The sequence below is a fragment of the Stenotrophomonas sp. STK16_22 genome (assembly GCF_051984505.1).
In the GTDB taxonomy this organism is placed as follows: Bacteria; Pseudomonadota; Gammaproteobacteria; order Xanthomonadales; family Xanthomonadaceae; genus Stenotrophomonas; species Stenotrophomonas maltophilia_A.
On sequence record NZ_CP196972.1, the window covers coordinates 3,937,257 to 3,960,873 of the forward strand.

Here is a 23,617-nt window from a genome sequence, read left to right on the forward strand (position 1 = left end):
GCTGGCGCGCCAGTGGGAAAAAGCGCAGGCCCGCGTGGACCTGACACTTGATGCCGCCGCGTGGCCACGGATCGTAGAGATCCCGCAACCCACGCCACTGCAGCTGGAACGGGACACCTCCGTCGTGCGTGCGCATCTCCAGCACTGGCGTAGCGTTGCTGTAGGCCACGTACGCTGGCAGCCACGCCGCTACCGCAGCGTCGCATCTGCCATCGAGCTGCCGGTCGCGTGGGAGTTCGCCAGCCTGCAGGAATGGGCGGCGGCGGCCGGCGCCGACGTCCAGCTCCAAGCGCAGCGGTTGCAGTTCCTGCAGCAGCATGCTCCCCAGGATATGCGCGGGCTGCTGGCGCGCCGCCGCGCCCTATGGCGCGAACGCAGCGACGAAGACGTAGTTCGCGCGTGCGCGGTGGCGGCACTGCTAACCCCGGGTATCGCCCAAGGGCAGCCACTACGGTCGCTGGCCCTCGGCGGCATGGACACGAAGTTCCTCGAACGCCACCAGGGCCTGGTCACTGCCCTGCTCGACCAGCGCTTCGACAACCAGGCCAGTGCGCAGGGCCTGGCTGCCTTCCTCGGTGGCCAGGACTGCGGCGAACACTGGCTGCGGGTGGTGCCGCTGACAGCGGGGCTGCTGCCCTTCGACCAGATCCGGGTGCGAGCCAGTGAGCTGATGCACGCGCCGCTGCCCGGCACACGGCTGCTGCTGGTCGAAAACGAGCACTGCGTTCACTTGCTGCCGGCACTGACCGATACCGTGGCTGTGCTCGGTTCAGGCCTGGATCTGGGGTGGCTACAGGCTCCCTGGCTGCGTGGCCGCGCAGTGTGCTATTGGGGAGACATGGACAGCTGGGGCCTGCTGATGCTGGGCCGCGCGCGCCTGCACCTGCCGGAACTGCAGCGCGTACTGATGGACCGCCCCATGTTCGATCGCTACTGCGCAGCACTGGCAGTGAAGGAGCCGGTTCCCACCGATTCCACCCCACCCTTGGGACTGGACCAAGACGAGCAGGCGTTCCATCGCCATCTACTCATGCAACCGAAGGGGCGGATCGAACAAGAGCTTCTGCCCCGCGAGGCTGTGCTGTTGGCATTGCAGGCCTGGGGAGCGACGCACGGGGCGCAGTGATCGGTGTGTTACAGCCTCCCGCCGGCGTCGCCCTCGGGCTCCAGCGCCTTCACCAGCACCGCCGCCTGCGTGCGGCTATGGCATTCGAGCTTCTTCAGGATCGCGGTGACATGCACCTTCACCGTGTTCTCCGCCAGCCCCAGCGTATAGGCGATCTGCTTGTTGAGCAGGCCATCGGCCAGGCACAGCAGCACGCGGAACTGCTGCGGGGTCAGCTGCGCCAGGCGGCTGGCCAGCAGGGCGTCGGCCTCGGAGCGTTCGGCGGCCATCGCCGGGAACCACAAGCCGCCATCAAGGACCGCCTGCACCGCCTCGCCAATGGTCTCGGCCGGGGCCGACTTCGGGATGAAACCGGCGGCACCGAACTGCTGGGCGCGGCGAATCACACGGGGGTGGTCGTTGGACGAGAGGATCACCACCGGGATGTCCGGATGCGAGCCGCGCACGTGCAGCAGCGCGGAAAAGCCGTGCGCGCCGGGCATGGTCAGGTCGAGCAGCACCAGGTCCACGTCCGGGTGCGCGTCGAGGGCTTCGGCCAATGCCTCGGCGCTGGCGACCTCGCGCACCTGCGCCAGCGGCAGGCTCTGCCGCAATGACTGCACCACCGCCGAACGCAGCAGCGGGTGGTCATCGGCGATCAGGATGGTGTATTCGCTCATGCCGCCATTGTACGGGCAGGCCGTCGCCTCAGCGCCCTGCCGGCTCCACGCTGCTGCGCCAGGCATCGAGGAACTGGCGGCGCTTGAGTGCATCCAGGTACACCAGCAGGCCCGGGCCCAGCTGGATCGGGCGGCGGCTGCGGCCGGGCGCATCGTCGCCACGTGCGCTGCCGGTGACGATCGGCATCAGCCGTGCCTCGCGTGACAGCACCTGCTGGCCACGCGGCGACAACAGGTAGTCGAGGAAGCGCCGGGCTTCTTCCGGGTGTGGGCCGGTGCGTGGAATCACCGCGGTACGCAGTACCACCAGCGTGTAGTCCTCAGGCTCCACAATCGCCAGCGGAGCACCCGCGTCGATGCGCGCCTGCGCGTAAGAGCCGAGCACGTTGTAGACCAGCGACAGCTGTCCGCTGGCCACCTTGTCCAGCAGCACGCCGGTGCGCTCCTCGCGCACCACGTCGTTGTCGCCCAGCGCGCCCAGCAGCGCACCGGCGATGCTGCCACGCTGCGCATCCTGCGTTGACAGCAGGTAGCCGACGCTGCTGCGTTCGATGTCATAGGTGCCGACCCTGCCGCGCAGCGGTGCGCCTTCGGCGCGCAACCGGTCCAGCAGTTGCCGGCGCGTGTGCGGCACCTTCGCCGACGGCAGTGCACGGGTGTTGTAGACCATCACCACCGGCTCGTAGCTGATGCCGAATGCCTCGTTGCGCCACTGCGCCCAGGCCGGCAGCGCGGCGGTCTGAGCGGAGCGGTGCGGCAGTGCATGACCATCGTTGACCAGCTTGGTCTGCAGGTCCATGCCACTGGAGATCAGCAGGTCCGGCGATGCCGGTCCGCCGCGGTCGTGCAGGTACCGCGCGTACAGGTCCTGGGTGATGATGTCCTCGTACACCACTTCGGTGCCCGGGTGCAGCCGCTGGTAGTCGGCGATGACCACCGCGAACACTTCGATGTCGGTGGTGCCGTGGATGCGCAGCTGCGCCGTGGTCTTTGCCTGTGCGGGAAAACGGCGCACATCGCCGGGCGCGGCCAGCACCGGCAGGGCCAACAGCAGGGCAACGGCGGTGGCGAACAGGCGGATCATGAACTGCTCCGGGGCAGGCGGATGGTAGCGATCAAACCACCCTGCGGACGGTTGCTGAGATCGATGCGGCCGCCATGGCTGTCGACCACGCGCTTGACGATGGCCAGGCCCAGCCCGGCGCCGCCGGACGGCGCGCCCTCGCCACGGGCGAAGCGCTCGAACACGCGTTCGGCATCAGCGGCGGCAATGCCGGCACCGTGGTCGGCGATGGTCAGCACGGCCTGCCCGCCTTCCACGGTCAATGCGATCTGCAACGGACCGTCGCCGCCGTACTTGAGTGCATTGTCGACCAGGTTCTTGATCGCCTCGCGCAGCAGCAGCGCATCGCCATGCACCTGTACCGGCTCGGCGGTCATCGCCAGCTGCACGCGCGGCGCCGGGCCGGCCTGCGGCAGCGCTTCATGCAGGGCCTGGTGCACGGTCTCGGCCAGATCCACTGCAGCAAAGCGCTGCAGATGCGAACGATGGATCACGCTGGCATCGCTGAGCAACTGATTCAACAACCGGCTCATGTGGGTGGCGTTGCGCTCGATCGCCTGCAGGCTGCGCCGCATGTCTTCGGGATCGTCGTCATCCAGCGCCAGCTGTGCCTGCGCACGCAATGCCGCCAACGGCGTGCGCATCTGGTGCGCGGCCTCGGCCATGAACGCACGCAAGGTCTCGTTGCTGCTGGACAGGCGTTCCATGAAGCGGTTCAACGCCGCCACCATCTGGTCCATCTCGCGCGGTACACGGGCATCCAGCGGCTTCAGGTCAGAGGGCTCGCGGCGTGACAGCTCGCGTTCCACCCGCACCAATGGCCGGAATGCGCGATGCACGCCAAAGGCCACCAGCGCCAGCAGCAGGCCGGACAGCACACCGATCGCCAGCAGTGCGCGGTTGACCATGTCCTGCGCGACCGCTTCACGCGCACGCCGGGTCTGGCCGACCTGCACCTGTACTTCGCCCTGCGCCGAGGCGGCGGCGAAACTGCGGCCGACCACCACGAAGCGCACGGTCTCGCCACTGTACGCCGCATCAAACAGCTGCGGTTGCGTGCCGGGCCGGCGCGGCGGCGCCGGCAGGTCGCCATAGCCGGTGATCAGGTTGCCACGGCTGTCGGCGACCCGATAGAACACGCGGTCTTCCGGGGCCATCGCCAGCAGGTCCAGCGCCGCATAGGGCAGATCGACCTGCCATTGGCCATCGACCAGGGCCACCGAATCGGCAATGGACAACGCCGAGGACACCAACAGGTGATCGTAGGAACGGTTGGCGGCGCGCTGGCCATAGCCGCGCGCGGCAAACAGCAGAGCCACCGCGAACACCGCCAGCAACGCGCCGAGGTAGAGCAGCAGCGTGCGCCGCAGCGAGCCCGGTGCGGCGTTCGCGGTCCGCGCGTCAGCCATCGGCGTCGGCGCTGTCATCACTGGCTTCCAGCAGGTAGCCAACGCCGCGCACCGTGGTGATGCGCAGCGGTGCACCTGCCAGCTTCTTTCTCAGGCGCCCCACATACAGCTCGATGGCATTCGGGCCGGCTTCATCGTCGAAGCCGAACAGGCCATTGCCTATCTCATCCTTGCCGACCACCTGGCCGAGGCGGCCGACCAGGATCTCCAGCAGCCGGTACTCGCGGTTCGGCAGTTCGATCGGTTCGCCGTCGAGGCTGACCCGGTGCGCGGCATTGTCGAACTGGAAGCCACCGATCTGCACCACTTCGCTGGCCTGGCCGCGCGCGCGTCGCAGCAGCACGCGGCAGCGCGCTTCGAACTCGCGGAAATCGAACGGCTTGCCCAGGTAATCGTCGGCGCCGACGTCCAGCGCCTGCACACGGTCTTCGATGCCGTCGCGCGCGGTCAGCATCAGCACCGGTGTGCTGTCGCCGCGCTCGCGCATGCCGGCCAGCACGCGCAGGCCATCGAGCTTGGGCAGGCCGATATCCAGAACCACCAGGTCGAAGCTCTGGTAGCGCAGCACGCTGGCGGCCGCCAGGCCATCGGCCTGCCAGTCCACGGCGTGCCCACTGCGGCGCATGCGGCGGATGATCGCATCGGCCAGATCCGGGTTGTCTTCGACCAGCAGCAGGCGCATGGGCACGGGGGTGGGAGGGGAAACGAATGCTACCGCATGCCGCCGCCGCGCTTGCCGGGCGTGGCCCAGTGAGCGCAGTGGCCGGTTTTACGCTGCACCGCACAATCCGTTGACAGGACGATGACAGCTACGGCAACCCAGACTGCGGCCGCGCACCGTCCGGTGCCCACGATTGCCGCGCGCCTGGCGCGCACCTGGGAGGGTTTGTGGAATTCACGTTTGCCTGGCGGCGCCCTGCCGCCATGATGGCGCTGGCTGCCCTGTCGGCGCCGGCCTTTGCCGCCGAAGACGATCGTCCGGTCACGGCTTCGCTCGGAGGCCGCCTGCACCTGGACTTCGCCACCTTCGACAACGACAACCGCGGTACGCCGAACAAGGATGACACCGAGATCCGCCGTGCCTGGGTCGATGTGTCCGGCAAGTTCTTCGTGGTCGACTACAAGCTGGAAGCCGATTTCTCCGGCGACCGCGTCGAGGCCAAGGACGTGTACCTGGCACGCAGCTTCGGCAAGGCCGGCAAGCTCACCGTGGGCCAGTTCAAGCAGTACTTCTCGCTGGATGACCGCACCAGCTCCAACTACGGCAGCTTCCTGGAGCGCGGCAACGCCGGCACCACGCTGGCGCCGCTGTACCGCCTGGGTGCATCGTGGCAGGCCAGTCCAGGTGACTTCACCTGGGCGGCCAGCATCTACAGCCTGGAAAGCATCGACGCCTGGCAGGTGAAGGGCCGCGCCGCCGGTGGCCGCGTCACCTGGGCGCCCTCGCCCAGCGATGGCGACGTGCTGCACCTGGGCCTGTCGCTGGCCCGTGAGGCCTACGACAACCCCGGCGCCAATGGCGTGCCTGGCCTGCGCATCCGCCCGCGCCCGGCCGGCCACCTGTCCGACGAGAGCCGCCTGACCCTGGTCGACTTCTCCGCTGGCCGCGATACCGACGTCAACAAGTGGTCGCTGGAATACGCGCAGGTGCGCGGCCCGCTGTCGTGGCAGGGCGAGTTCAGTGGTGCCACCTTCGATGACGGCGCGCAGCGCGGTGACGTGATGGCCGCCTACGGCATGCTCAGCTGGTTCGTCACCGGCGAAAGCCGCGCCTACGACCGCAAAACCGGCCGCTTCGCGCGGGTGAAGGACATCCGCCACAAGGCCGGTGCCTTCGAAGTGGCACTGCGCTACGACCAGATGTGGGGCGCACAGCACCTCGACGGTGCAGCCGACCTGCGCCGCGGCAGCACCGAAGCGTGGACGCTGGGTGGCAACTGGTACCTGCGCGACAACCTGCGCTTCATGCTCAACGTGATCGAAAGCCGCAACCGCGACCGCCTGGCCGGGGTCACGGTGGACCGCACGCGCGCGGTCACCGGGCGCCTGCAGTACGACTTCTAAGCCCGACATTCCGGGTATTCCGCCCGGGCCCCTTCCACTCCCCCACGTCCTGTTTTCGCAAGGAGTCCGCAGATGATGCTGAGCATCCTCGGCTTTGGCATGGTCATTACGTTCATGTACTTGATCATGAGCAAACGCCTGTCGCCGCTCGTCGCCCTGATCACCATCCCCATCCTGTTCGCGCTGATCGGCGGCTTCGGCGCCAACATCGACGAGATGATGCTGGAGGGCATCAAGAAGATCGCGCCGACCGGCGTGATGCTGATGTTCGCCATCCTCTACTTCGGGGTGATGATCGACGCCGGCCTGTTCGATCCGCTGGTGCGGGTGATCCTGCGCTTCGTGAAGGGCGATCCGATGAAGATCGTGCTCGGCACCGCGGTGCTGGCGATGCTGATCTCGCTGGACGGTGATGGCTCGACCACCTACATGATCACCGTCTCGGCGATGCTGCCGCTGTACCAGCGGCTGGGCATGAACGCACTGAACATGACCTGCGTGACCATCCTCGCCGGCGGCGTGATGAACCTGACCCCGTGGGGCGGCCCGACCGCCCGCGCGGCCACCGCGCTGCACGTGGACCCCGCCGATGTGTTCGTGCCGCTGATCCCGTCGATGGTGATCGCCTGTGCCGGCGTGCTGCTGCTGGCCTGGTACCTGGGCCTGAAGGAACGCCGTCGCCTCGGCGTGGTGACCCTGCCCAAGGGTGGCAGCTGGATGGACAACAGCGTGTCCGACGACAGCAACCCGCTGCCGACCGTGGAAGACGCCGAGGACATCAAGCGTCCGAAGCTGCTGTGGGTCAACCTGGCCCTGACCGTGGCGCTGATGACGGCGCTGATCATCGGCGTGCTGCCGATGCCGGTGCTGTTCATGGTCGGCTTCGCCATCGCCCTGGTGATCAACTACCCGAACCTGGCCGAACAGCGCCGCCGCGTAGTCAACCACGCCGGCAACGTGCTGTCGGTGGTGTCGCTGATCTTCGCCGCAGGCATCTTCACCGGCATCCTCAACAACACCGGCATGGTCGAAGCGATGTCGCACAGCTTCCTGGCGGTGATCCCGGAATCGTGGGGCCCGTACCTGGCGGTGATCACCGCAGTAGCGTCGATGCCGTTCACCTTCTTCATGTCCAACGACGCGTTCTACTTCGGCGTGCTGCCGATCCTGTCCGAGGCCGCCGGCAACTACGGCATCACCCCGGTGGAGATGGCGCGCGCCTCGCTGGCCGGCCAGCCGGTGCACCTGCTCAGCCCGCTGGTGCCGTCCACCTACCTGCTGGTGGGCCTGGCCAAGGTCGAGTTCGCCGACCACCAGAAGTTCACCCTGAAGTGGGCCATCGCCATCTCGATGCTGCTGATGGTCGGCAGCCTGCTGTTCGGCCTGTACCCGCTCGCGGCCTGATCCCTTACCAAAGGAGCCTTCTGCAATGACGCTTCGAATCGCTTACGTCACCAGCGGCATGGGCAGTGTCGGTACTGCCATCTGCCAGAGCCTGGCCCGCAGCGGCCACACCGTGGTCGCCGGTTGCGCGCCGAACTCACCGCGCAAGGCCAACTGGCTGCGCGAGCAGCGCGAACAGGGCTTCGACTTCATCGCCTCCGAAGGCAACGCGACCGACTGGGCCTCGACCAGCGCGGCGTTTGCCAAGGTCCGCGCCGAAGTCGGTGAAGTGGACGTGCTGGTCAACAACTCCGGTGGCAGCCGCGACCTGCTGTTCCGGCAGATGACGGTGGAGGACTGGAACGCGGTGATCGCCTCCAACCTCAATGCGCTGTTCAACCTGACCAAGCAGGTGGTCGACGGTATGGCCACGCGGGGCTGGGGCCGCATCATCAACATCGGCTCGGTCAGCGCCCACAAGGGCCAGATCGGCCAGGTGAACTACGCCACCGCCAAGGCCGCGATGCATGGTTTCAGCCGTGCGCTGGCCGCCGAAGTGGCCTCACGCGGGGTCACCGTCAACACGCTGTCGCCGGGCTACATCGCCAGCCAGGCGGTCAGCAGCTTCCCGCCGGACGTGCTGGACCGGCTGGCCGCCTCGGTGCCGGTGCGACGCCTGGGCCGTCCGGAAGAAGTGGCCGGCCTGTGCGCATGGCTGGCCTCGGATGAAGCCTCGTACGTGACCGGCGCCGACTATCCGGTCAACGGTGGCCTGTACATGGGTTGAGCCCGTCTCCACGCAGCGCGTGGACCGCCTCCCCCACGGAGTGCGCGGGGCCGGTGAACCTTCGCTTGCGAGGGGGATCCGGCCCCTTTTTGTTTCTGCATTTCTGAGATGCACTTCCCGATGCATCGGCAGAACCGGTGCTATACCTGCCAGCGCTTGCCGCGCCCAATGGACGAACGGCTGACATCGCGGATCAAGGAGGTTGGCATGCGTGCAATACTGATTGCGCTTCTTGCGGTCGCCACCACGCCACTGGCGGCAACCCCACCCGCTGCCACTGCAGAAGAGGCGGACGCAACCTGGCGGCTCGTGGAGCGCTGGTCCTTCCAACTGGCACGCTCTGACCTTGTCGCGCAGCTGTCACCACTGGCTCCGGCCGGCTCGCGTTCGGAAGCAGGAAGGGGCCGGGGCGACAGCGCCACCATCGATCTGGCGCCATTCGTGGTCGCCGGAAGGATCAAGGGGCCTTCTGGCCAGATCCACACCGACGCGTCGGGGCGAATCATCAAAGGCATTACGCTGTCGCTGGGCGGCGCCTGCATCTCGCGAAAGCAGATGGGTCGTCGCTACCCCGACTTCAACGTCCTTTCCGTCCCGTCAGGGCATAGTCTGGACGAGTCGACGGTGTTCGGCACGGTACTGAACGGCATCCAGATCGGGTTCTCATTCTCCGAACATGATCGTGACTGCATGGACCAGCTCAAATTCAGCTGGCCCGGTGAGCGCTTCTGATTCTCTCCGGCATACCACCATGACGAACAGGTTGCAGGACGCACACCACTGTCCTGCACCGTTCGTTGGTTTTCCGTAAAGAAGGTTTCATGTTCCGTTCGCATAGTGGCCATGCACCGCGCACGCGTGCCGGTGACCACCCCCAATGCAACGGACCACCATGCAGACCCGACACCTGACGATCGCCGTGGCGATCGCGCTCTCCGCCGCCGCCAGCGCCCATGCCGCCACCGCCGCCGATGCCGGCGCCAGCACCGATGCCGCGCTGAGCGCGCAGACGCTGGATACCGTCTCCGTGATCGGCCAGGGCGAGACCCGCCAGGTGCAGCGCATCACCACCGTCGACAAGCAGGTGCTGCCGCCGGGCACCAGCGGCCAGAAGATCCTCGATCGCCTGCCGGGCGTGTCGGTGCAGTCCAACGACGCCTTCGGTGCCAACGAGGAATCGCAGACCATCAGCCTGCGTGGCTTCGACAAGAGCCGCCTGGGCTACACGCTGGACGGCATCCCGCTGGGCGACAACAGCTACGGCAACTACAACGGCCTGAGCATCGCCCGCGCGATCATCGCCGAGAACCTGGCCGGTGCCGAGCTGTCGCAGGGCATCGGTTCGCTGGGCGTGGCCTCGACCAGCAACCTGGGCGGCACCATCCAGTACTTCTCGATGGACCCGTCCACCGAATTCGGCGGTCGCGCCAGCGTCACCGTTGGCGACAACAGCCAGCGCCGTGGCTACCTGCGCGTGGATACCGGCGACATCAACGGCTTCTCGGCCTACGTGTCCGGCGTGCACCAGGACCAGGACATGTGGGCTGCGCCGTACCAGAACCAGACCACTCGCCAGTTCAACGCCAAGGCGGTGTGGAACGTGGGCGACCATCGTTTCGGTGCGTTCGTGGCCACCTCGCGCGCCAGCCAGGCCAACTACGCCTACCTGTCCAAGGACATGCTGGCACGTGGCCTGGGCTATGACTGGAACATCTACGCGCCGGACTGGGATCGAGCCGTGGCTGCTGCGTACTGCGCGCCGGGCACGCTGGACCGCAGCAAGTGCAGGTTCAGCGGTGGCGTCACCAGCATCGACGATGCGTACTACCAGAGCCGTGCACTGCGTGACGACAACCTGTACTCGGTGGATGCCGACCTGCGCCTGGGTGAGCAGGGTCGCCTTAAGCTGCTGGCCTACCACCACGACAACCGTGGCCAGGGCCACTGGTGGGCACCGGGCCAGCCGTCCTACCCCGGCACCGACAAGATGCTGCCGATCTCGATCCGCAGCACCAACTACACGATCAACCGCGATGGCCTGACCGCCGCGCTGTCGTGGACGGTGGGCATCCACGAACTGGAAGCCGGCCTATGGTACGAGCAGAACGACCATAACGTGTCGCGCAACTTCTACTACATCAGCGGCCCGTTCCTGGACGACCTGTACCTGAAGAACCCGGACCGCCTGCTGTTCAACCAGGACTTCGACATCCGCACGCGCCAGTTCTACGTGCAGGACCGCATGCGCTTCCTGGACCAGCGCCTGACCGTGGACGTGGGCATCAAGAGCCCGAACACCCGCATGCGCGCCACCGCCAACCCGGGCGTGGAAACCAGCATCGCCTCAGGCACGCTGACTGCCAAGGAATCGGTGCTGCCGCAGCTGGGCCTGGGCTTCAAGCTCAACGCCAACAACGAGCTGTTCGCCTCGTATGCCGAAAACATCGCCGCCTTCGTCGGCGGTGGCAGCGGCGGCCCGCTGCAGGTGTCGCCGGAATCGTTCGCGGCCAGTGCCGGGCTGGAGCCGGAGAAGTCCAAGAGCCTGGAAGCCGGCTTCCGTACCTTCGGCGAGAAGTACCAGGCGTCGATCGCGGGCTACAAAGTGAAGTTCGACAACCGCTTGCTGTCGCTGAACCCGTGCTCGAGCATCGAAGTCGGCACGCGTCCGGAGTGCGTGACGCGCTTCATCAACGTCGGTTCGGTGAAGAGCTACGGCGCGGAACTGACCTTCATCCTCAAGCCGATCGATGGCCTGCAGTGGTACAACGCGCTGTCCTGGAACAAGACCACCTACGAGGACGACTACCTGTCCGGCGGCGCGGTAGTGCCGGTGGCCGGCAAGATCACCGTGGATACGCCGCAGCGCATGGCCTCCAGTGAAATCAGCTGGAACCGCGATGGCTTCTTCGCCAGCCTGCGTGCCAAGTACACCGGCAAGCGCTACTACACCTACACCAACGACCAGTCGGTGCCGGGCGTGACCACCTTCGACGCCGGTGCGGGCTACGATTTCGGCCCGGGCCTGGGCCTGCGCAATGTGCGGGTGTCGTTGAACGCGACCAACCTGACCAACAAGCGCTATGCGGGCCAGTTGAGTTCGTTCGCACCGACCGATCCGGAGGGCAAGCGCTATGCGATCCATGCGAGCGCGCCGCGGCAGTTGTTCATGACGGTGGCGGCGGAGTTCTAAGTCAGAAGCGGGCGCTGCGGCGCATCAGTACCGCAGCGGGGCGAGGTGGGACGGGCCGAGGCAGGACACGCTGCAAGTACGTCCCTGTAGGCTCGGTCGGCGCATCCATGCGCCTCACGGTCCTGCCTCGGCCCGTCCCACCGCGCTCGACAATTTCCTGCGCCGGCGCGGAGGCAATGAAAAGCAAAAGCAAAGAGCCGGGCATTGCCCGGCTCTTTGCTTTTCAAGCGCAATCCCTCTGGTGGGCCTGCTGCCGCGCCCGCAGGAAACTGTCTGGAGGAGGCGGGGCACCTTGGTCAGGACCGTTGGCGCCATGGGCCCGAGGCATGCCTCGGGCGGGTTGGGCAGGACGCCCAACCCCGGTCTTGCCGTGTGCGCAGGACAGCGCGCACGAGCAAGGCACCATCGAGCACCATGGAGGGGTTTTTGCGTGTCCTGGCCAGGGTGCCCCGCCTCCTCCCCACCGATAGCAGGCAGGCGCTGGAGGATCCGCCAACGCCTTTCATTCCGGCGCCAGCTGGTCCATCCGTATCCGGTTGGCAAACAGCGAGAACGCCAGCATCCCGGCCAGGCCATTCGCCCGGCTCACCCAATGCGGCAGCCAGCGCGGCGGCTTCAGCACCCCCGCGTCGAACAACGGCGCGAACGCGATCGCATCGGTCAGGCTCATCTTGCCCGCGAACAACCAGCGGCAGACCTGCAGGCGGTCCTCGGCCAGCATGTGGCGGAAGAACGTGTGCACCGACACCAGGCCGCGCAGGTACACCGTGTCCTTGGTGAAGGCCAGGCCGCCACTCGGGGGCACGCCGCGGAACACGCGCTGTGCCGAGGCGAAGCTCTCCTCCGCGTTCTGCCCGGCATCGCAGAAATAGCGGAACACTTCGATGAAATCAGCACCTTCGCGGGCCATCGCAATCGCTTCGGTACGCAGGCTGATGCGCTTGAGGCGCTCGATGTCGATGCTGCCGGTGATCTGCTCGGCAAAGGTGGCCAGCCCTTCCTGGGTTGCCGTCACCCGCGGCGAGGACAGTGCCAGGCTCGGCAGCACCGGCTGCTCGCGGCCGTTCAGGGCGGTCAGCGAATGCACCAGCGCTTCATGGTGGAACAGCTGCGCGCGGTCGTAGGCACTGAAGCGCGCACTGGTGCGCAGGCGGATGCGGGTCGGGCCGGCGGCGGCCTTGGACACCAGCTCCGGGTCGAGCTGTACCTGGATGATGCGCGATTCGAAGAACGCGTCCAGATCGTTCTGCAGTTGCAGTTGCAGCGCGATGGCCGAGACCGGCACCTGTTCTTCCGGCGCCAGCAGTTCGTGGTCCAGTTCGGCGGCGATCTGGATGAAGTGGCGTGCAGCCTCACGCGTACTGGGGCCATTGCCCGGCAGCGGCTGCTCGGGGGCGCCGAACAGCTGCACCGAACAGGTATCGACTGCAGCAGTGCCCAGCCCTTCCAGCAGCTGTGCGGCCAGGTCCCAGCTCTGCGCCGACTGCCGCACGTAGTGGCCCAGCGGGTGGCTGTCGTCGCAGTCGGCGGCGATCGCGGCCAGCGCGCGACGTTCTTCGCTGAAGTCCAGCTTCGGGTAGTCCACCTTCGGCAGTACCGGCTGGCCACGCGCCACGCTGTCCAGGAACGGTGCCTGCACCGTGGCTGGCCAGCTGGTCAGGCCCAGCAGGCGGATGCCTCCCACGGCCTCGACCAGGCGCGCATCGAGCGCTGCATGGTGGGCCACGTCACGGTCCAGCGTCGCAGTCGGTTCCATGCGCGGACTATAGCGCCCTGCCCGCACGTTGGTAGGTGCAATGGATCGGGTAGCTGCCAACCTTGGTTGGCATCCGCCGAAGGCGGGCGTCGGATACATCCGTGCCAACCAAGGTTGGCACCTACCAGGAGCGGGCAGTTGGCATCCACCCGAAGCAGGCAGAGGCGGGTTTCATTGCAGGGGTCAGAGCCCATTGCGGTGCAATGGGATCCGACCCCGCGATACCGATCAACGCCTGCGCGGCTTGCCTGCCGGGCGGAACTGCTGGCCCTTGCCCTTCTTGCCGCCGCGTTCCTGCGCGGTCTCGGCCTGGCGCACCGCCAGCTTGGCGGCAGCGGCGGCCACTTCTTCCTTCAGCTTGAAGTAGTTCAGCAGCCGGCTCTCTTCGATCTCGCCGGCCTCGATCGCTGCACGCACGGCACAGCCCGGTTCCTGCTGGTGCTTGCAGTCGTTGAAACGGCACTGTGCGGCCAGCGCTTCGATGTCCGCGAACCCCCCCTCGGACAGGGTCTCTTCGCCGGTCGGCTTCAGCTCGCGCATGCCCGGGGTGTCGATCAGGCAGGCGCCGGTCGGCAGCGGCATCAGCGCGCGGTGCGTGGTGGTGTGGCGTCCGCGCGAATCGTTGGCGCGCACCGCGTTGGTCTTCATCCGCTGCTCGCCCAGCAGGGTGTTGGTCAGCGTGGACTTGCCGGCACCGGAGGAACCGACCAGCACCACCGTGCGGCCCGGGCCCAGCCACGGCTGCAGCACCGCCACGCTGTCGGCATCCAGGCCGTTGATCGCATGCAGCGCGATGCCCTGCATCTCCAGCTCTTCCAGCACCGCCAGCGCATCCTCGCTGTACTCGGTCTGGTCGGCCTTGGTCAGCACCACCACCGGTTCTGCACCGCCACCACCGACCAGCAGCAGGTAGCGTTCGATGCGGCGCGGATTGAAGTCGGCATCCAGGCCACAGACGATGAACACCGTATCGATGTTGGCGGCGATCACCTGCTGGTGGTAATGCTCGCCGGCCGCACCGCGCTTGATCGCGGTACGCCGTGGCAGCAGGGCGACGATGCGGATGCCATCGAGCAATACCCAGTCACCCACCGCTGGCCGTTCATGGCTGGGGAAGCGCGGGCGCTGCCATTCCGGCAGCGACTCGGCCTTGATCGACGCATCCGGGCCATCGGCCACCACGTAGTGGGTGCGGTGCTGTTCGATCACCCGTGCCGGGCGGGCCTGCGGATGTGCGGCCATCGCGGCCTGCCAGTCGGCCTGCTGCGCCGGGCCCGGCCAGGGCCAGCCAATGGTCTGCAGGGCGATGAAATCGGGGGTCTGGGTCATCGCCGCCATTCTACCTGTGCCGGCGCCCTGCCAGCCCAGCAATGACGGGCCCGGAGCCCTTGCCATGCATTGCAGCAATTCCGGTAGGATGGAAGCCCCATGCCTTTTGACGGCCCAGCCCCCATGTCCACCAACTCGCCCAAGCCCCTGGCCATCCGCGAGCGCCTTTCCGAAGTGCGCTACGAAATCCGCGGAGAACTGGCGCGGCGAGCCCGGGAGCTGGAGGCGCAGGGCCGCAAGCTGATCAAGCTCAACATCGGCAATCCCGGCGCCTTCGGTTTCCGCGCGCCGGAGCACCTTCAGCGTGCGATCGCCGACGACATGGGCCGCACCGACCCCTACACGCACCAGCAGGGCCTGCCGGTCGCGCGTGAAGCCATCGCCAGCTACTACGCCCGCCGTGGCGCGCCCGATGCGCACCCGGACCGCGTCTTCCTCGGCAATGGCGTCAGCGAACTGATCGACCTGTCGCTGCGTGCGCTGCTCAATCCCGGCGACGAAGTGCTGGTGCCCTCGCCCGACTACCCGCTGTGGTCGGCCTCGACCATCCTCAACGATGGCCGCCCGGTGTACTACCGCTGCGCACCGGAGAACGGCTTCCAGCCGGACCCGAGCGAGATCGAGACGCTGGTGTCCTCGCGCACCCGCGCCATCGTGCTGATCAACCCGAACAACCCCAGCGGCGCCAGCTACCCACGCGAACTGCTGGAGCGCGTGGTGGAGATCGCGCGCCGCCACAACCTGCTGTTGCTGGTTGATGAGATCTACGACCAGATCCTGTACGACGACGCGGTGTTCCAGCCGGTCGCGCCGCTGGCCGGTGATCATCCGTGCCTGACCTTCAGCGGCCTGAGCAAGGTGCACCGCGCCTGCGGCTGGCGCGTGGGCTGGGCCCACCTCAGCGGCGATGATGCCCGCCTGGGTGACTTCCGCGCGGCGCTGGACCTGCTCGGTGCGCTGCGCCTGTGCGCCAACGTGCCGGGCCAGTACGCCATCGAGGCCGCAGTGAACGGCCCGGACACCATTTCCGAGCTGTGCACGCCGGGCGGCCGCCTGTACGAAACCCGCCGTGCGGTGATCGAAGCCTGCGAAGCCAGCGAACACCTGTCGCTGGTCGCGCCGGCCGGTGCGCTGTACGCGTTCCCGGCCGTGGTCGGCGCTGCGGCGAAGGGCTTCGACGACCACAACTTCGCGCTGGACCTGATGAACAACGAGGGCGTGCTGGTGGTGCCGGGCTCGAGCTTCAACGTGCCCTACCGCCACCATTTCCGCGTGACCCTGATGCCGGAAGCCTCGGTGATGCGCGATGTATTCGCGCGCATTGACCGTGCCCTGGCCCGCCGTGCCGAGGACGCGACCAAGGTCGTGCCGCTGAAGCCGCGCCGTTCGGTGGCCTGACCTGTGACCCTGTCCTACCTGGCGCTGGGCGATTCGTACACCATCGGTGAAGCGGTTGCAGTCGAAGGCCGCTGGCCGCACCAGCTGGCCACCGCGCTGCGTGCGCAGGGCATTGAGCTGTCCGATCCGCAGACCATTGCGACCACCGGCTGGACCACCGACGAACTTGATGCAGGCATCGATGCGGCCGCGCCGCAGGGGCCGTTCGATTTCGTCAGCCTGCTGATCGGCGTCAACAACCAGTACCGTGGGCGTCCGCTGGACGAATACCGCAGCCAGTTCCAGGCGCTGCTGCAGCGGGCCATCGGTTTCGCTGGCGGTGATGCCGGCCGCGTGCTGGTGCTGTCCTTCCCCGATTGGGGTGCGACCCCGTTCGGCGCCGGCAGTGGCCGCGACCTGGCCACGATCGAGATCGAGACCGACGAATTCAATGCGGCTGCCGAGGTGATCAGCACCCAGCAGGGCGTGGCCTTCGTCGACATCACCGATATCAGCCGTGACCACGGTGACGACCCGGCGATGATTGCCGAAGACGGCCTGCACCCTTCGGCGCGGATGTACGCGCTGTGGAGCGCGCGCGCCCTGCCGGTGGCCGCGCACCTGCTTGGCGGCACGGACTGAGGCGATGGACGGCACGCCACGGACTGGCACGCCCCTGCCCTGCACGCCCCTGGCGGCCCCGCAAGCCCGCTTGATCGCCGACGCATTCCGGCCGGCGCAGGTCTGGGGCAGCCGCCGCGACTACTACTACACCCGCGGCAAGCTCGGCAGCGATCCGCTGTACGACGGCGTGCTGCAGCATCTGCCTGACGATGGGCAGCCGGTGCTGGACCTGGGCTGCGGGCTGGGCCTGTTCGCCCATGTGCTGCGCCAGCGCGGCGGTACCCAGCATTACCTGGGCGTGGACGTGGATGCCGGCAAGATCACCCGCGCGCAACGTGCTGCCGCCGACCTGCAGGACGTGCGCTTCGACTGCGTGGATGTGCAGGCGCCGCTGCCGGCGCAGGCCGGGCACGTCCTGCTGCTGGACGTGCTTCAGTATCTGGACGCGGGCCCACAGCAGGCCCTGCTGCGCGCGGCCAGCGCGCAGGTGGCCCACGGCGGCTGCCTGTTGCTGCGTACACCGCTGGCCACCGGCGATGGCCGCGACCGCACCACGCGGGTGGCCGACCGGCTGGCCTGGCTGATCGGCTGGATGGGCACACGACCGCGCCACTATCCCGATCCGCAGGTGTTGCAGGCGACATTGATCGAGGCCGGATTGCAGGTGACGTCGCCCCGGCCGCTGCACGGGCGTACCCCGTTCAACAGCTGGCTGCTGGTGGCGCACCGCATCCGGTAGCGCGGGGCCATGCCCGGCGGATTCCATCCATGCCGCTGCGCTCGCCGGGCGCGGCCCGGCGCTACCGGTTATCCGGCCGGCAGCTGCGCCTTCAGCCCGCGCTCGTCCAGCGCCTGCAGCACGCGCTCGATGATCACCAGGTTGTGCCCATGGGCGGCACCTTCGTGCAGCAGCACGATCGCGCCCGGGCACAGGTCTGGCAGCAGCCGTGCCAGCACGCCGTCCGGCGTGCAGCCGACGCCGTCGTAGCCGCGCGCGCTCCAGCCTACCCGGACCAGCCCCAACCGCTGCAGCACCGGCGCCACGAACGGATTGGTCATGCCCACCACCGAGCGGTACCAGCGCACCGGCTGGCCGCTTACCGCCTGCAGGGCATGCTGGCAGCCCTCGATCTCGGCGCGCATCGCCGCCGGGCCCAGCCGCCAGAAGCGCGCCTGCGGATGGCTGTGGCTGTGATTGCCCAGGTCATGGCCACGGCGCAGGATCTCCTGCACCAGTTCCGGCTGCGCCAGCGCACGTTCGCCCACCAGGAAGAAGGTGGCGCGTGCCTGGTGGCGGTCCAGCAGGTCGAGCACGGCACGGGTTTCCGGACCGGGGCCGTCATCGATGGTCAGCCATACCGTGTTGCCGGCCTCCGGCAGTCGGCTCAGCACCGGCGCATAGAAGCGGCTGTTGGGCAGGAATATCGGCACCATGAACAGCGCGTGGCTGGCCACCATCAGCGGCAGGCCCCATTTCCAGCCTGCCAGTACCCATACCAGGATCACGACCAGCTGCGACGCCACCAGCCGGGGCAGCCAGCGCCAGGGCCGGGTCGGGATGCGATGCAATGTTCCTGCGTTGCTCATCCCCCATGATGCCATGAGGGGTAGAATTGATGATTCGAATTCCCGGAAACCCGACGTCCATGTCCCTCGATCCCGCCCTGCGTTCGCGCATCGAATCCATCCTCAACGCCAACCGCGTCGTGCTGTTCATGAAGGGCCAGCCGTCGATGCCGCAGTGCGGTTTCTCGGCCAAGGCCGTGGGCGCCCTGCAGGACCTCGGCGTCGAGTTCGCCCACGTCAATGTGCTGGCCGACCAGGAAATCCGTGAAGGCATCAAGGCCTATGGCGACTGGCCGACCATCCCGCAGCTGTACATCGACGGCGAACTGGTCGGTGGCAGCGACATCGTGCTGCAGATGGCCGCCAGCGGCGAGCTGAGCAGCGTGCTGGGCATGGCCGCACCGGACCGCACCCCGCCGAGCATCACCGTGACCCCGGCCGCCGTGGAAATGCTCAAGGGCGCGCTGGCCGATGCCCCGGGCGCTGCCCTGCAGCTGAGCATCGACGCCGGCTTCCAGCCGAACTTCCAGCTGGCCCCGCACGACGAAGGCGCGATCGCTGCCGAGTCCAACGGCCTGCGCGTGCAGTTCGACCTGACCAGCGCGCGTCGCGCCAACGGCATCACCATCGACTGGGTCGACGACATCCGCGGCAAGGGCCTGGCCATCGACAATCCGAACGCACCCAAGCCGGTGCAGGAAATCAGCGTGCGTGATGCCGATGACCTGGTGCGTGCCGGCAACATCACCCTGGTGGACGTGCGCCCGGCCGACGAGCGCGAGATCGCTGCCGTGGGCGTGCCGTTCAAGAGTTTCGACGGCAACGGCCGTGCGGAGCTGGAGGCCCTGCCCAAGGACACCGCACTGGCGTTCATGTGCCACCACGGTGGCCGCAGCGCGCAGGCCGCCGAGCAGTTCCGCGCCCTGGGCTTCACCAAGGTGTTCAACGTCACCGGCGGCATCAACGCCTGGTCGGAAGACGTCGACAACGGCGTGCCGAAGTACTGATCGGCACTGAAAAAGGGGGCGGAGGGGATTAAGTCGTTTGTGCCTCAAACGACTTAATCCCCTCCGTCCCCTTTTTCTTAGCCGGCGAACCCGCCTTCGGCCAGGTAATCCAGTTCTTCCGGCGTGGGGATGCGGCCCAGCACGGCGTTGCGATGCGGGAAGCGCCCGAAACGGCGGATGATGTCGCGGTGCAGTTCGGCGTACTGCAGGTATTCCTTGTCACCCAGCACGTCGAACATCGCCACCGAGCGGTCCTGGTCCAGCGGATCCTCGGAGTGCTCGAACGGCAGGTAGATGAAGGCGCGCAGCTTCGGCACCAGCTGCAGGTCCAGGCCCTCCTCGATGGCACGCATGGCGTAATGCCGGGCCAGGCCATCGGTGGCGTAGGAATGGGCAGTGCCCCGGAAGCAGTTGCGCGGGAACTGGTCCAGCAGCAGCATCAGGGCCAGCGCCCCTTCGGCACTGCCCAGCCAATGCTCGCGCCCGCGCGAAGCGGCGGCGAAATGCTCATCCAGAAACAACTGGCGGAACTGCGCGTCGAACGCGTCGTCGCGGGCGAACCACTTCGCAGGGCCCGCCTCCTTCCAGAATTCCACCACTTGCGCGGCAACGTCCATTACCTACTCCCAGGCCCGGACGCCCCGCGCCCGGCCTTCATCATCATTCGTCGAAGCGCAGGTGGCGGACCGACTTGCCGTTGCGCCGGATAAGCTTAAGCGCCTCGATGCCGATCTGGATATGGTTTTCCACGAACTGGGAGCTGACCTTGGCATCGGAGGCCTCGGTCTTGACCCCGTCCGGGATCATCGGCTGGTCCGAAACCAGCAGCAGCGCGCCGCTGGGGATGTGGTTGGCGAAGCCGGCGGCGAACACCGTGGCCGTTTCCATGTCGATGGCCATGCAGCGCATCGCCCGCAGCCGCTCCTTGAAGGCCTCGTCGTGCTCCCAGACCCGGCGGTTGGTGGTGTAGACGGTGCCGGTCCAGTAATCGTGGCCGAGGTCGCGGATCATGGTCGAAACCGCACGCTGAAGCGCGAAGGCCGGCAGCGCCGGTACTTCCGGCGGCAGGTAGTCGCCCGAGGTACCCTCGCCACGGATCGCCGCGATCGGCAGCACCAGGTCGCCCAGCTGGTTCTTGCGCTTGAGACCACCGCACTTGCCCAGGAACAGCACCGCCTTGGGCATCACCGCCGACAGCAGGTCCATGATGATCGCGGCATTGGGACTGCCCATGCCGAAGTTGATCATGGTGATGCCATCGATGGTGGCACTGGCCATCGGCCGGTCCAGGCCGATGACCGGCGCGCCGGTCAGCTCGGAGAACGTATGCAGGTAGCCGCCGAAGTTGGTCAGCAGAATGTGCTGGCCGAACTGGTCCAGCGGTACGCCGGTATAGCGCGGCAGCCAGTTGTCGACGATTTCCTGCTTGCTCTTCATGGGCAGTCCGGTACGGCGGGGGACCGGGTATTTTCAGCCACCCGGCCGGTGCCGTCGAGCCACCGTCGACAGGCCTGTGAAGAAGGTCACTTGGCAAGCCCGCCGCCTCCGGGCTAGCGTCGACGGTTGGACCAGCTGCAAGGGGAACTGCATGGCATCGACGTTGTTGCGCGCCGGGGTAGCCCTGGCACTGCTTTCATTGAGCACGGCTCCGGCGGTGGGCGCCTCGCGCTTCGTCGCCGATCCCTACCCCAGCACCTACCAGGCGCATCCCGATGCGCCGGTGCTGATCCAGAACGCCACCGTGCTGACCGGCACCGGCCAGCGCCTGGACAATGCCGACGTGCTGCTGCGCGAGGGCCGCATCGTCGCCGTCGGCCGCCAGCTGCAGGCCGATGCCGGTGTCACCCGCATCGATGCGCAGGGCAAGTGGGTCACCCCCGGCCTGATCGACGTGCACTCGCACCTGGGCGTGTACCCCAGCCCCGGCGTCGGCGCGCACAGCGACGGCAACGAGATGACCGCGCCGGTCACCGCCAACGTCTGGGCCGAACACTCGGTGTGGCCGCAGGACCCGGGCTTCGCCACCGCGCTGGCCGGCGGCGTGACCAGCATGCAGGTGCTGCCGGGCTCGGCCAATCTGGTGGGTGGCCGCGGCGTGACCCTCAAGAACGTACCCGCGGTGACCTACCAGGCGATGAAGTTCCCCGGTGCACCCTGGGGCCTGAAAATGGCCTGCGGCGAGAACCCCAAGCGGGTCTATGGCGAAGGCAAGGGCGTGACCCCAGCCACGCGCATGGGCAACGTGGCCGGCTACCGCGCCGCCTTCATCGATGCCGCCGACTACATCGCCAAGAACAAGCCGAAGCCGGCCAAGCGCAAGGGTTGGTTCGGCAGCGACAAGGGCGACAGCGCCGGTGATGCCGGCGGCAAGCGCGATCTCAAGCTGGACACGCTGGCCGGTGCGATCGAAGGCGACATCCGCGTGCACATCCACTGCTACCGCGCCGACGAGATGGCCACCATGCTCGATCTGGCCAAGGAATTCGGCTTCAAGGTAGCCGCCTTCCACCACGGCGTGGAGGCCTACAAGCTGGCCGACCGGCTGGCCGCCGACGGCGTCTGCGGTGCGCTGTGGGCCGACTGGTGGGGCTTCAAGATGGAAGCCTTCGACGGTATCCCGGAGAACATCGCGCTGGTCGACCGGCCGAAGAACAGCTGCGCCATCGTCCACTCCGACTCACCCGAAGGCATCCAGCGCCTGAACCAGGAAGCGGCCAAGGTGATGGCGTCCGCGCGCCGCGCGCGCATGCCGGAGATCACACCCGAACACGCCATCACCTGGATGACCGCCAACGCCGCCAAGGCGCTGGGCATTGAAGGCCAGACCGGCACCCTGGAGGCCGGCAAGATGGCCGATGTGGTGGTCTGGAACGGCAATCCCTTCAGCTCGTACGCGCTGGCCGAGCAGGTCTTCATTGATGGCCGCAGGTTGTACGACCGCAGTGCACCGGCAGCGACGCCGCGTTCCGATTTCCAGCTTGGCCAGGAGGTGCGCTGATGGGCGTGTTGAACAAGCGTCGCCGGGCATGGCCCGGCGCTACCGTGGTGGCGTTGCTGTTGCTGGCAACCACGGCATCGGCGCAGGACCTGCTGGTGCGCAACGCAACGGTGCACACCGCCAGCGCACGTGGCAGCCTGCAGAACGCCGATGTGCTGGTGCAGGGCGGCATCATCCGCGCGGTGGGCAACGGCCTGTCGGCGCCGGCCGGCGCCAGCGTGGTCGAGGCCAATGGCCGTCCCCTGACACCGGCACTGTTCGGTGGCATCACCGAGACTGGCATCGAAGAAGTTTCCGGTGAATCGAGCACGGTGGACAGTTCTCTGAAGCTCGGTGAGCAGCCACTGCGGCCGGAATTCGACGTCACCCTCGCCTACAACCCGGCCTCAGTGCTGATTCCGGTCACGCGGCTGGAAGGCATCGGCTTCACTGCGCTGGGCGCTGCCACCGGCGGTGGTTTCGTGGCCGGCCAGGGCGGCGTGATGCGGCTCGATGGCAGCGCCGATCCGATCGGCCCGCGTGCCCTGTTCCTGCGCATCGGCGCGGCCGCCTCCGAACTGACCGGGCATTCGCGCGCCGCGCAATGGATGCTGTTGCAGCAGATGATCGACGAAGCACGCGGACAGGTGGCTGCGGACTCGCCGCACGCGCTGCTGACGCCAGCCGGACGCCGCACACTCAGTCGCTACCTGGCCGGCCAGGGCCGCATCGTGGTGGAGGTGGATCGCGCCTCCGATATCCGCCAGCTGCTGCGCTGGGCCACCCGCGAAAAGGTGAAGATCGCCATCGCCGGTGCCAGCGAAGCCTGGCAGGTAGCCCCAGAGCTGGCCGCTGCGCACGTACCGGTGTTCGTCGACGTGCTGGCCAACCTGCCGGCCAGCTTCGACCAGATCGGCGCCACCCTGGAAAACGCCGCGCGCCTGCAGCGTGCCGGCGTGCCGGTGTCGTTCGTGCAGCGCGGCGACGCCACCCACAACGCGCGCAAGATGCGCCAGCTGGCCGGCAACGCGGTGGCCAACGGCCTGCCGTGGGCCGATGGCCTGGCCGGGCTGACCCGGGTGCCTGCACAGGCGTTTGGGGTGGCCGACCAGATCGGCAGCATCGAGCCCGGCAAGCGCGCCGACCTGGTGCTGTGGGAGGGCGATCCGCTGGACGTGGCGCACTATGCCGAGCAGGTCTGGCTGGGCGGCCGTGCGATGCCGATGCGCTCACGCCAGACTGAACTGCGTGACCGCTACCTGCAGCGCAACGCGCAGCCCTGACCGCACACGAGGACACA

General features: G+C 67.6%; 21 protein-coding genes. 12 read left to right on the plus strand and 9 right to left on the minus strand.

What is annotated here, in order from left to right; translation table 11 throughout:
- Positions 1 to 34: 34 nt before the first annotated feature.
- Positions 35 to 1,126 carry a Wadjet anti-phage system protein JetD domain-containing protein gene (locus ACSYAO_RS18205; RefSeq protein WP_440566075.1) on the plus strand — a complete coding sequence of 364 codons (1,092 nt, stop codon included), beginning with the start codon at positions 35 to 37 and terminating at the stop codon, positions 1,124 to 1,126.
- Between the two features lie 8 nt (positions 1,127 to 1,134).
- Here the strand turns inward: ACSYAO_RS18205 and ACSYAO_RS18210 are convergent, their stop codons facing one another.
- From ACSYAO_RS18210 to ACSYAO_RS18225, 4 genes are read right to left on the minus strand one after another with little or no spacing between them, the layout of a single operon-like run.
- Positions 1,135 to 1,785: a response regulator gene (locus tag ACSYAO_RS18210; protein ID WP_049463669.1), complete on the minus strand. Its 651-nt coding sequence runs from the start codon at positions 1,783 to 1,785 to the stop codon at positions 1,135 to 1,137.
- A 28-nt stretch (positions 1,786 to 1,813) separates the two neighbouring features.
- The gene (locus tag ACSYAO_RS18215; protein WP_049463656.1) at positions 1,814 to 2,869 is read right to left on the minus strand and encodes an ABC transporter substrate-binding protein; all 1,056 of its coding nucleotides are present in this window, start codon (positions 2,867 to 2,869) and stop codon (positions 1,814 to 1,816) included.
- Positions 2,866 to 4,257: a sensor histidine kinase gene (locus ACSYAO_RS18220; RefSeq protein ID WP_049421788.1), complete on the minus strand. Its 1,392-nt coding sequence runs from the start codon at positions 4,255 to 4,257 to the stop codon at positions 2,866 to 2,868. Before ACSYAO_RS18220 ends, ACSYAO_RS18215 begins: the two co-directional genes overlap by 4 nt.
- On the minus strand, positions 4,250 to 4,939 hold the full coding sequence (locus ACSYAO_RS18225; RefSeq protein WP_049463657.1) for a response regulator transcription factor: 690 nt from the start codon (positions 4,937 to 4,939) through the stop codon (positions 4,250 to 4,252). The genes ACSYAO_RS18220 and ACSYAO_RS18225 overlap by 8 nt, the downstream gene beginning before the upstream one ends.
- Before the next feature lie 242 nt (positions 4,940 to 5,181).
- Between ACSYAO_RS18225 and ACSYAO_RS18230 the strand changes: the two genes are divergently transcribed.
- From ACSYAO_RS18230 to ACSYAO_RS18250, 5 genes are all read left to right on the plus strand, one after another.
- Positions 5,182 to 6,321 carry an OprO/OprP family phosphate-selective porin gene (locus ACSYAO_RS18230; RefSeq protein ID WP_100437663.1) on the plus strand — a complete coding sequence of 380 codons (1,140 nt, stop codon included), beginning with the start codon at positions 5,182 to 5,184 and terminating at the stop codon, positions 6,319 to 6,321.
- A 75-nt stretch (positions 6,322 to 6,396) separates the two neighbouring features.
- Entirely contained in the window at positions 6,397 to 7,725 is a 1,329-nt protein-coding gene (locus ACSYAO_RS18235; protein ID WP_032130486.1) for a CitMHS family transporter, read from the plus strand.
- A gap of 25 nt (positions 7,726 to 7,750) precedes the next feature.
- Positions 7,751 to 8,491 (plus strand): acetoacetyl-CoA reductase, encoded by a 741-nt coding sequence (phbB, locus tag ACSYAO_RS18240; RefSeq protein WP_149908648.1) that lies wholly within the window; start codon positions 7,751 to 7,753, stop codon positions 8,489 to 8,491.
- Positions 8,492 to 8,698: 207 nt separating this feature from the next.
- Positions 8,699 to 9,223: a hypothetical protein gene (locus ACSYAO_RS18245; RefSeq protein ID WP_049400271.1), complete on the plus strand. Its 525-nt coding sequence runs from the start codon at positions 8,699 to 8,701 to the stop codon at positions 9,221 to 9,223.
- Positions 9,224 to 9,383: 160 nt separating this feature from the next.
- On the plus strand, positions 9,384 to 11,681 hold the full coding sequence (locus ACSYAO_RS18250) for a TonB-dependent receptor (protein ID WP_149908649.1): 2,298 nt from the start codon (positions 9,384 to 9,386) through the stop codon (positions 11,679 to 11,681).
- Between the two features lie 502 nt (positions 11,682 to 12,183).
- Here ACSYAO_RS18250 and ACSYAO_RS18255 read toward each other — a convergent pair.
- On the minus strand, positions 12,184 to 13,437 hold the full coding sequence (locus ACSYAO_RS18255) for a flavohemoglobin expression-modulating QEGLA motif protein (RefSeq protein ID WP_049463662.1): 1,254 nt from the start codon (positions 13,435 to 13,437) through the stop codon (positions 12,184 to 12,186).
- Between the two features lie 228 nt (positions 13,438 to 13,665).
- Entirely contained in the window at positions 13,666 to 14,775 is a 1,110-nt protein-coding gene (gene rsgA / locus ACSYAO_RS18260; protein ID WP_032129866.1) for a ribosome small subunit-dependent GTPase A, read from the minus strand.
- Positions 14,776 to 14,889: 114 nt separating this feature from the next.
- On the opposite strand from rsgA, the gene ACSYAO_RS18265 reads away from it, so the two are divergent.
- Genes ACSYAO_RS18265 through ACSYAO_RS18275 form a run of 3 tightly spaced genes read left to right on the plus strand, consistent with a single transcriptional unit; the run spans position 14,890 to position 17,506 of the window.
- A complete protein-coding gene (locus tag ACSYAO_RS18265; protein WP_032129867.1) occupies positions 14,890 to 16,164 on the plus strand; it encodes a pyridoxal phosphate-dependent aminotransferase in 1,275 nt (424 codons plus the stop codon).
- Positions 16,165 to 16,167: 3 nt separating this feature from the next.
- A complete protein-coding gene (locus ACSYAO_RS18270) occupies positions 16,168 to 16,785 on the plus strand; it encodes an SGNH/GDSL hydrolase family protein (RefSeq protein ID WP_149908650.1) in 618 nt (205 codons plus the stop codon).
- Positions 16,786 to 16,789: 4 nt separating this feature from the next.
- Positions 16,790 to 17,506, plus strand: a complete 717-nt coding sequence (locus tag ACSYAO_RS18275; RefSeq protein WP_149908651.1) for a class I SAM-dependent methyltransferase — start codon at positions 16,790 to 16,792, stop codon at positions 17,504 to 17,506.
- A gap of 68 nt (positions 17,507 to 17,574) precedes the next feature.
- Here ACSYAO_RS18275 and ACSYAO_RS18280 read toward each other — a convergent pair whose 3' ends face one another.
- Complete coding sequence (locus ACSYAO_RS18280; RefSeq protein WP_049463666.1) at positions 17,575 to 18,354, minus strand: polysaccharide deacetylase family protein; 780 nt, start codon at positions 18,352 to 18,354, stop codon at positions 17,575 to 17,577.
- A 59-nt stretch (positions 18,355 to 18,413) separates the two neighbouring features.
- On the opposite strand from ACSYAO_RS18280, the gene grxD reads away from it, so the two are divergent.
- Entirely contained in the window at positions 18,414 to 19,340 is a 927-nt protein-coding gene (gene grxD / locus ACSYAO_RS18285; protein WP_149908652.1) for a Grx4 family monothiol glutaredoxin, read from the plus strand.
- 77 nt (positions 19,341 to 19,417) lie between these two features.
- Here grxD and ACSYAO_RS18290 read toward each other — a convergent pair whose 3' ends face one another.
- The gene (locus ACSYAO_RS18290; RefSeq protein WP_006384394.1) at positions 19,418 to 19,957 is read right to left on the minus strand and encodes a DUF924 family protein; all 540 of its coding nucleotides are present in this window, start codon (positions 19,955 to 19,957) and stop codon (positions 19,418 to 19,420) included.
- A 43-nt stretch (positions 19,958 to 20,000) separates the two neighbouring features.
- Positions 20,001 to 20,777, minus strand: coding sequence for an AMP nucleosidase (locus ACSYAO_RS18295; protein WP_005414446.1), 777 nt, complete (start codon positions 20,775 to 20,777; stop codon positions 20,001 to 20,003).
- A 151-nt stretch (positions 20,778 to 20,928) separates the two neighbouring features.
- Here ACSYAO_RS18295 and ACSYAO_RS18300 point away from each other — a divergent pair, with 151 nt between their 5' ends.
- Together ACSYAO_RS18300 and ACSYAO_RS18305 are read left to right on the plus strand one after the other, a co-directional pair.
- Entirely contained in the window at positions 20,929 to 22,338 is a 1,410-nt protein-coding gene (locus ACSYAO_RS18300; RefSeq protein WP_049462465.1) for an amidohydrolase, read from the plus strand.
- Complete coding sequence (locus ACSYAO_RS18305; protein ID WP_149908653.1) at positions 22,338 to 23,600, plus strand: amidohydrolase family protein; 1,263 nt, start codon at positions 22,338 to 22,340, stop codon at positions 23,598 to 23,600. The genes ACSYAO_RS18300 and ACSYAO_RS18305 overlap by 1 nt, the downstream gene beginning before the upstream one ends.
- Positions 23,601 to 23,617 lie beyond the last annotated feature (17 nt).